The organism is Paenibacillus phyllosphaerae (assembly GCF_014192105.1).
Classification (GTDB): Bacteria; Bacillota; Bacilli; order Paenibacillales; family Paenibacillaceae; genus Paenibacillus_Z; species Paenibacillus_Z phyllosphaerae.
This window is the reverse complement of the sequence record NZ_JACHXK010000004.1, coordinates 492241-501229: the sequence shown is the minus strand read 5'-3', so window position 1 is coordinate 501229 and position 8989 is coordinate 492241. Positions and strand designations below refer to the sequence as shown.

Annotated in this window: 8 protein-coding genes; 5 read left to right on the top strand and 3 right to left on the bottom strand. The window is 52.6% G+C overall.

The window, feature by feature from the left end; genetic code table 11:
* Nucleotides 1-171 precede the first annotated feature (171 nt).
* Complete coding sequence (cax, locus tag FHS18_RS12505; RefSeq protein WP_183600365.1) at nucleotides 172-1233, bottom strand: calcium/proton exchanger; 1062 nt, start codon at nucleotides 1231-1233, stop codon at nucleotides 172-174.
* Between the two features lie 155 nt (nucleotides 1234-1388).
* Between cax and FHS18_RS12500 the strand changes: the two genes are divergently transcribed.
* The gene (locus FHS18_RS12500) at nucleotides 1389-1766 is read left to right on the top strand and encodes an Asp23/Gls24 family envelope stress response protein (RefSeq protein ID WP_183600364.1); all 378 of its coding nucleotides are present in this window, start codon (nucleotides 1389-1391) and stop codon (nucleotides 1764-1766) included.
* 98 nt (nucleotides 1767-1864) lie between these two features.
* On the opposite strand, the gene ftsW is transcribed toward FHS18_RS12500, so the two are convergent.
* Together ftsW and FHS18_RS12490 are read right to left on the bottom strand one after the other, a co-directional pair.
* Nucleotides 1865-3049, bottom strand: a complete 1185-nt coding sequence (gene ftsW / locus FHS18_RS12495; RefSeq protein ID WP_183600363.1) for a putative lipid II flippase FtsW — start codon at nucleotides 3047-3049, stop codon at nucleotides 1865-1867.
* 16 nt (nucleotides 3050-3065) lie between these two features.
* Nucleotides 3066-3410: a YugN family protein gene (locus FHS18_RS12490; protein WP_183600362.1), complete on the bottom strand. Its 345-nt coding sequence runs from the start codon at nucleotides 3408-3410 to the stop codon at nucleotides 3066-3068.
* Between the two features lie 252 nt (nucleotides 3411-3662).
* On the opposite strand from FHS18_RS12490, the gene FHS18_RS12485 reads away from it, so the two are divergent.
* From FHS18_RS12485 to FHS18_RS12470, 4 genes are all read left to right on the top strand, one after another.
* Complete coding sequence (locus FHS18_RS12485) at nucleotides 3663-4844, top strand: M20 metallopeptidase family protein (protein WP_183600361.1); 1182 nt, start codon at nucleotides 3663-3665, stop codon at nucleotides 4842-4844.
* A 101-nt stretch (nucleotides 4845-4945) separates the two neighbouring features.
* The gene (locus FHS18_RS12480; protein ID WP_183600360.1) at nucleotides 4946-5389 is read left to right on the top strand and encodes a CBS domain-containing protein; all 444 of its coding nucleotides are present in this window, start codon (nucleotides 4946-4948) and stop codon (nucleotides 5387-5389) included.
* Nucleotides 5390-5538: 149 nt separating this feature from the next.
* Nucleotides 5539-7224, top strand: a complete 1686-nt coding sequence (locus FHS18_RS12475) for a DNA repair helicase XPB (protein WP_183600359.1) — start codon at nucleotides 5539-5541, stop codon at nucleotides 7222-7224.
* Nucleotides 7221-8873, top strand: coding sequence for a helicase-associated domain-containing protein (locus tag FHS18_RS12470; protein ID WP_183600358.1), 1653 nt, complete (start codon nucleotides 7221-7223; stop codon nucleotides 8871-8873). Before FHS18_RS12475 ends, FHS18_RS12470 begins: the two co-directional genes overlap by 4 nt.
* Nucleotides 8874-8989 lie beyond the last annotated feature (116 nt).

Sequence of the window (8989 nt, the reverse complement as noted above, 5' to 3'; positions counted from 1 at the left end):
TCAGAAGCCGAGTAGGATCGTCTTTGCATAAAAAAGCTCCCCTTAGGGTAACAGGTTTTATTATTTCACCTGTCTACCGTAAGGGGAGCATATCACCTGTTGGACTGCTCTTTTTTGTTATGGCATGAAAGCATGAAAAAGCCGCTCCTACAAGGAAGCGGCCAGTTTCGGTTAGACCAGGTAAAAGGCGAAGCCGAGAATGATGTAGACGAAGAGGAGCAGCGAACCTTCGTACCAATTGGTCCGGCCATCCCGCGAGATCGAAGTCGCAATAAAGACGGATACGCCGATCGCGGCTAGTTCGATGGTCGTAAAGACGAGGTTCATCGGCTCGCCGAACAATAAGCTGACGAAGACAAGCACCGGGCTTACGAAAAGGGCAATTTGCAAGCTGCTGCCGACCGCGATTTCGACCGCGGCACCGATCTTGTTCTTCATCGCGAGAAGTATGGCTGCGCTGTGTTCGGCGGCATTGCCGACGATCGCGATCAGGAACGCACCGACGAAGATGGCAGACAGATTGAATTTCTCCGTGAAGGAATCCAATGTATGTACGAGCCATTCACTTACGAACGCCGTCATGACGGTCGCTAGGACCAGGAATAGTATGGAGACGCCTTTGGACCATGCCGCCTCTTCACCATGATCCGGTGTTGTCTCGACCGCGTCTTCCAGAATGGACTTATGCGTGATCATCGAGAAGATCAGCCATAAGATGTAAGCCACGATAAGAATAGCGGCTATGGCTAAGCTTAGCGTCTCGCTCTGGTCGGCGGAGAAGTGTTCCGAAGCGCCGAAGATGGCCGGAATGAACAATGCGATGACGGCTAGTATCATCAAGGAGGAGTTATGCCCCGCGAGCTGGACATTGAACTTCTGCTCTTTATACTTCAGACCGCCTAGGAATACGCTAAGACCCAGGACAAGCAGCAGGTTACCGATAATCGAACCTGTAATACTCGCTTTGACCATTTCATAGTGGCCGGATTTGACGAGAAAGATGGCGATAATGAGCTCGGCTGCATTGCCGAACGTCGCGTTCAGGAAGCCGCCCAGACGCTGTCCGGCGTAGTGGGCGACACTCTCGGTCGCTTTGCCGAGGAAGCCGGCTACGAACAGAATAGCTGCTGCGGATAAGCAGAATTCCGGGATCGTCCCCCAGTGGCCGTAATGCGCTATGGCGCTTAGCCCGAACAAAGCGATCAAGCAGGCGAAAAACAATTTTTGATTCATCTCTTTGCACCCCGTTCATGAGTTAGAAAAACACTTATAGAATATAACCAAAACCACATGTAGTGTAAACTCTTTCCATTACGGCATGTCTGCCCTTGCTTCTGCCGCCCGCCATCAATTACAATGGTAACATAAGGCGAAGAGGAGTGTGTGGCATGACAGAGGACCTTCAGACGGGCATTATTCGTATTTCAGATGACGTAGTCGCCACCATCGCGGGACTTGCAGCGCTGGAAACACCGGGGATCGCCGCAATGTCAGGCGGAATTTCCGAAGGGTTTGCCAAACGGATAAGCGGCAAGAACGTGCAGAAGGGCGTATCCGTTGAAGTAGGCCAGCTGGAAGCAGCGATCGATTTGCGCATTATTGTGCAGTATGGCATCCCCATTCAAGAAGTATGCCGAGTACTGCAAAATAATGTGCGTGAAGCGGTTGAGAACATGACAGGGCTTAATGTCGTGGAAGTGAACGTTAAGGTTGAAGGCGTTGCCTTCAAGGATGACGAGCTTGATGATTTGAATCGCGTCAAATGATCGAACGGTCGGATAACGTAAGCGGACGACCCAAAAAACCTCCTACCACGTAAGCGGGATAGGAGGTTTTTGTGGTTTAATTAGACGCTTGACGGACATTAATTAACGACTGTCATAACGGATTTGCGTTTGTTTGGCTTCTCGGGTTTGTTCGAGTCCCGAGAGATGCTAAGTAAGACGCCCATCGCGCCTAAGGTGACAAGCATGGATGAACCGCCATGGCTAATGAACGGCAATGTTACGCCTGTAAGCGGCATAGCGCCGGTAACGCCGCCGATATTAATGACGGCTTGAACGGCAATCAATCCGACAATCCCGGTGCCGACAATCATCCCGTACGGATCCTCGCAGCGTAGGGCGACAATAAGTCCTCGCCATAGGAATAGCAGGTAGACCCCGAGGAAGATCGCGCTGCCGATGAAGCCGAACTCCTCGGCGATTACGGAGAAGATGAAGTCGCTGTAAGCGTAGGGCAAATACTTAAGCTTCTGTACGCTATGGCCGAAGCCCGCGCCGGTAACGCCGCCATGACCAAGCGCTTGCAGGGAGCGCGACAAGTGGTACGTTTCTTCGAGCTCATCCGAAGTCGGATCCATGAAGGCGGTGAACCGGTCGATGCGATAGCTCCAGCCATCGGGATTCGCCATTATGGAGAGGCTCGCAGCGAGTATGACCAGCGCCGCGGCAATGATGCCAGCCGCCGCAAGATGCTTCAAATTCGCTCCGCCTGCCCAGATCAGAATAACTGACGTGGCCGCAATAACGACGCACGCACCTAAGTCCGGCTGTAGCATGATCAGGAAGCAGATGAGGCCGACGATCAGCAGAACGGGGATTAAACCTTTCTTCCAGTCTCTGAAATTCTCGCCCTTTTTGGCAATAAGAGCGCCTAAATATAAAATAAGGCCCAGCTTAATAAATTCCGTAGGCTGGATGCCGAGAGAACCAATCCCGAACCAGCTGCGAGCGCCATTATACTGCTTGCCGACGAATGGAACCAGAACAAGCAGAATAAAGACCGGAATAAAGTAAAGCAGAAAGCCTTTTTTGAATTTCTGATAAGGAATTGCCATGATGAAGAGCATCATAACCAGACCCATGACAGCCCACAGCAGCTGTCGCTTGACAAAGTAGAACGGGTCGTTATTAAAGTCTGAATTGACGACAGCCGTGTTGGAGCTGGCGCTGAAGACCATGACAAGGCCAAATCCAACAAGGATGAAGGTCAATACGAGAAGCAAAAAATCCGGCCTGCCGCGCAGGCCGTTCGTCTTTGTTTTCATCGCACGGGGCCGGTTACTAAGCGAGTAGCTTCTTCAGCTCTTGCAGACGCTGTGTTGCTGCGTTCAAGATCTGTTGAGGAACTGGGGATTCATATTCGATGCCGTGCGGGAAAGTAGCTCGTCCGATGAAAACGGTTTCCAGTTGAAGCACCGCATGTGGCGACTCCAGCTTGCCTTCAATCGCACGAGTGCTGATCCGCAGGAAGTATTCTGCATGGTTGGCACGGTCTTCGAACTTCAGGTCATACACCGCACGGTAATATTCCCACTGCCAACGGACGAAGCCGATCTTCTCAGCGGATTCGTCGAGATGGGCAAGGTCGCTAGTCAGGCCGTTTAGTCCTGTATTCTCAATAATCATTAAATGATCCTCCTTAAAGTTAAGCCAAGTCTTAAGGGTATGCCCTAGCATCGGCTTCAGGACAGGTTTCTTTATCCATGATAGTATGTTTCCTTTTCCAGTGCAAGCCTTGTGAACGAGGGGCAAATAGGGCAAAAGTGACATTTTATCGAAAAATGAATCGTTTGCAATCGGCAAAACAACTTTCGAGACCGCTTGGCCTTCTGGTACAATGAGAGCATGTCCTGTTAGAAGGTAAGGAGGTTTGTAAGCATGGGAGAAGAGAATAAGATTGAGGAACAGCTGCAAACCATCTATCCGAACATGGTTGAGTGGCGGCGATATCTTCACCGCCATCCGGAACTTTCCTTTCAAGAGCAGCAGACGTCCGGTTGGATCGCAGAGCGTCTGCGGGAGTTAGGCTGTGAGGCAAGCACGAATATTGGAGGCTATGGAATCGTCGCTACAATTAAAGGCAGCCAGCCGGGACCGGTTATCGCCCTTCGCACCGATATCGATGCGCTGCCTATTCAAGACGAGAAGACATGTGACTACGCATCCACTCTGGACGGCGTTATGCATGCATGCGGACACGATGCTCATACAGCGACCATGCTCGGTATCGCATCCTACTATGCGAGCTTAAAGGGACAGTTTGCCGGCGAGCGACGCTTGCTGTTCCAGCCGGCGGAGGAGGTTACGCCGGGAGGAGCGCTAGGGATGATCGCCGATGGGGCGATCGATGGCGTCGATGCGATCTACGGCGTACATCTATGGACGCCATTCCCTTATGGTACGGTTGCTACGAAAGAAGGTCCTTTCATGGCGGCGCCCGATGAGTTCTATATCGACATACAAGGCAAAGGCGGTCACGGCGGACTTCCGCACGAGACGATTGACGCGGTCATCGTCGGCTCGGCGCTTGTTCAAGCGTTGCAGACGATCGTAAGCCGCAACGTAAACCCGCTGGAGCCCTCCGTTGTCACCGTAGGAGCATTCCATGCCGGAACGACCGCTAATGTCATCGCCGAACGGTGCAGCATGAAAGGAACGGTACGTACCTTTACAGAAGAAGCCCGATACAGCATTCGTGACCGTCTGATCGACATTGTGGACAAGACGGCTGCGCTCTATGGGGCAAGCGCGAAGACCGATTACCGGATCGGATATCCGCCTGTCGTGAACGATGCGGACGAAGCGGCACGATTCTTCCGGGTAGCGGGCGAGGCTTTCGGCTCTGAAGCCGTACAGGTTTCCCCCTTGATTATGGCTGGCGAAGATTTCGCATATTATTTGAAGAAAGTGAAAGGCTGCTTCATGTTTGTCGGAGCGGGCAATCCGGCATGCGAAGCGGTCTATCCGCATCATCATCCCAAATTCGATATCGATGAGCGTTCCATGCTCTATTCCGCGAAACTGATGATCAGCATGGCCGAAGATTTTGTGGGGCAATAGGGTTAATGTGCCACGTGGTAGGCGAATGAAGGGTGCGCAATTGGTCCAATCTAACGGTCGGGGCATTCAAATAAGCTACCGATTCCAAAGGAGGCTGACCAATGAAGACCGTAAAGGAAATCATGTCTACTGATATCGTGACGGCGACGACGAAAGACAATATTTATGAACTCGCAGTTATTATGAAGCAGCATGATATCGGATTTATCCCTATTGTGGAAGGCAAGAAGCTGATTGGCGTCGTTACTGACCGTGACTTGGTCATTCGCGGGTACGCGGAGAAGCATTCCGGCTCCACTTCCGTATCCGAAGTCATTACGACGAACATCAAGACGATCGAGTCGAACATCTCGGTTGACGATGCCGCCAAGCTGATGGCGCAGAACCAAATCCGCCGTCTGCCGGTCGTGGAGAGTGGGGAACTGCTCGGGATCGTATCCATCGGCGACTTGGCCGTACGCGAGATTTTCGTCAACGAAGCCGGCGAAGCGCTGAGCAGCATCTCGGAGCAAGATCATCGCGAGAAATCCGCTAACCGCCGTTAATGGGGTCGACAAGCATGCAGGGTAATAGCTGCATGCTTTTTTTATTGTTCGGTTGGAATAAAAGACCTGCGTTCCTTTCATACTGACTAGATGAGCGAAATAGCTGCAGCATACCAGCTGTACTCGATCTACGAAAGGAAGCGGAACGTGTGAGACGCGAACATCGTCCATTAATTGTCCAGTCGGATTCTACCGTGCTGCTCGATGAACGGCATCCGGAGGCGGAGTGCGCCCGTGAGCAGTTGTCACGATTTGCCGATCTGACGAAACGGCCCGGACATATACATACCTATCGGATTACGCCGCTGTCACTCTGGAACGCTGCGGTTGCAGGCATTACGCATGAGGAGATCATTCGGTTTTTAACCGACTATAATAGCTATGAGCTGCCGTCCAAAGTGATATCGCATGTCCAGTTGATGATGAATCGGTACGGGCAGTTGAAGCTTGAACGTACCGAGCATGCGGAGCTGCGGCTGTCCGGCGACGAAAGTCTGCTATCTGAATTAAGCGCCAAATCAGCGCTTGGCGGATTGTTGCTGACAACGCGAGAAGGGGAGCGGCTAGTGAAGCCGGAGAACCGCGGCGCGCTGAAACAAGAACTCGCACGAGCCGGTTATCCTGTGATCGACTTGGCCGGCTATCGTCATGGCGAATCCCTTCAGGTGCAGCTGAGACCGGATCTTAAGCTGCGGGATTATCAGAAGCGGGCCATCGATCTGTTCTACTGCGAAGAACGCATGGACGGGGGCAGCGGGGTGCTCGTACTGCCTTGCGGAGCGGGCAAGACCGTCATTGGCATCGGCGCGATGAGCCGGTTGTGTTGCGATACGCTTATATTGACGTCGAATGTTACTTCGGTTAAGCAGTGGAAAAGAGAACTGCTCGACAAAACGACGCTCAGCCCGGAGATGATCGGGGAGTACGCGGGAACCTCCAAGAGAGTCAATCCCGTTACAATAGCGACTTATCAAATTCTGACCCACCGTAAGCAGAATATGGACGACTTCGAACATATGAAGCTGTTCAGCGAACGGAATTGGGGACTGATTATTTATGATGAGGTGCATTTGTTGCCCGCGCCTGTATTCCGGATGACCGCAGATCTGCAGGCTACGAGGCGGCTAGGCTTGACGGCGACGCTGGTACGTGAAGACGGCAGAGAAACGGATGTGTTCTCGCTAATCGGACCGAAGCGATTCGATCTGCCGTGGAAGGTGTTGGAGGAACAAAGCTGGATCGCGGACGTGACATGCGCCGAAATTCGCGTGCCTTTTGCCGCGGAGGAAAGGGAGAAGTATGAGGCCGCCTCAGGCGTCGAGCGGCTGCGGATCGCTTCCGAGAACAAAGCCAAGGCGGAAGCGGTTAAGGAACTGTTGCAGCGGCATACGGGCAAGCCTGCCCTGGTGATCGGACAATATCTGACGCAATTGCATGATCTATCGGACAAGCTGCAAGCGCCTGTTCTAACCGGGGAGCTGCCTCATATGGAAAGAGAGCGTCTATATGCTTCATTCAAGGCAGGCGAAATTCCGGTTCTGATCGTATCCAAAGTGGCTAATTTTGCCGTGGATTTACCGGACGCGGCTGTAGCGATTCAAGTCTCCGGCAGTTACGGATCCAGACAGGAGGAAGCTCAACGGATCGGGCGTATCTTGCGTCCGAAGCAGCATGACAACACGGCGTGGTTCTATACCATTGTCACGGAGGGGACCAAGGAAACGGAGTTTGCGCGCAAAAGGCAGCTTTTTCTGCTAGAGCAGGGCTATCAATACGACGTATCTCCCTGGAATCGTGCGGATCATTCTGAAGGACATATGGAGGAAACGGTATGAGACTCAGCAGCAGCCACAACATCTATTCCACTGTAGCTTCGATTACTGGGCTGGGAAGAACGGTACTCCAGTCGATTGTGACCCATTATGGCGCACAGCCGTTCACGGACGAGAAGCTGCTGCGCGATATGGGGCCGGGTTATTCGGGAGCGGAATACCGAATAGGCCTGTACGAGCTGATTGGCCAGGAGCTTGTCCGATCCGTACGAAAAGGCTGGGGTGAAAAGGTTTATTTTATACCGGCTGGGCATTACTTTCACATCCACGCCGCTCTGTTTGATCTGCAGAGACCCGAACCGGTCAGCATTGGGCAATTGATCTTCAAAGACGATCAAGAGCAGCCGTTGCCTTATGGACTGCGCATAATCTACGGTCTGGCCGAGCTCTTGCATAACGGATTAAAACTGACCAGCAAAGGGGTCTTCCCGAAGCGAACCATCGAGAGATGTATGCTCCAAGTCGATGTGCCGGGGGAATTAGTAGACTGTCTAAAGTTGTCCTCGTTCAGCGGAACGGGGACGCTTTCGTTTGACCTCATGCTTGATTATTTGGTGCGCACCGGCGTAATCGAGCGCAGCGGGCAGACCTATGCGATCATGCCAGACCGACTGAACAACTTCCTTGCTCGGATAGAAGATATTCGTGAGGCGTGGCTGATCCGATTCTGGATGGAGCATTATGCACTGCGTTATCCGCAGCTATCGCATGCGGCGGCCCTGACCTCTTATTGGAAGACGCAGGAGTGGTACAAGATGCCTTCGCCAACGTCGGAATCTATGGAGCAGTGGTGCGCGTTAATGGCTGGACTTGGCTGGATGGAGCAACGCGAAACAGACGAAGGCGCAGCCGCTTACAGATGGCTGTTCAACCCGCGCCCGGAGCCGCAAGGAACGCTGGATTTGAGGTCGGATGAGTTCGCATCCATCCATTTGTCGCCAGACGGGGAAATCTTCGTCCCGCTGGACGTACCGGCAACGATTCGATTGGGTCTTGAGCTTATCGCCAAACGGCTGTCTTCCGATGTGATGACGGTTTATCGGTTAGACAAAGAATACGTGCTGCGAGCGGCCAAATGCGGGTACACCGCAGGGGATATTACCGAATTTCTGGAGTATGCTTCGCAAGATAAGATGCCGGAGCTGCTTGCCATCGCGCTGGAAGGTTGGATACAGGATATCGAGATCGACTCCGTCCCATTATACCCGCTGCCTACGGCCTCCAATTCTAAAGCTTCGCATGTGCACACAAATGTCTTAGACCAAGACATAACATTCGAGCGCAAGTTCGATTCTCTGTTCGGCGAAGCAGTCGATACAGAATCGTATACCGAAATTGCAGCGCCGCAAGAACCGCATGCGATATATCAAGGGCTCCATGAGATTCCTTGCGTATGGCGCAGCGACATGAGATCGTATCACCACTCGACGAGACGGGAACTGTTGGAACGTGCGTTAAGCTGGCGAATCCCGGTTAAGCTTAAGATAAGCGATTCCATCGTCCCATTTATCCCGGAACGACTGGAAGGCGATGGAGCGGCATGGGCGGTTAGCGGACAACTTCGCAAGGCAGAGGCAGTGGAAAAGGTTCGGTTAGCTCCTGACATGTGGGACGAAATGATGCTAATCATACCGCTACCTGCCAAAGTTTGAAGGCAGTTTGTCTATCCCTTCCCATCTGACCTATGATATGATGGGGGAAGGCGAGTTGTTTAGCTTGCCACCGTGTTATGACAACTCCTCAGACTTCGGTCTGCGGCAGATATAGA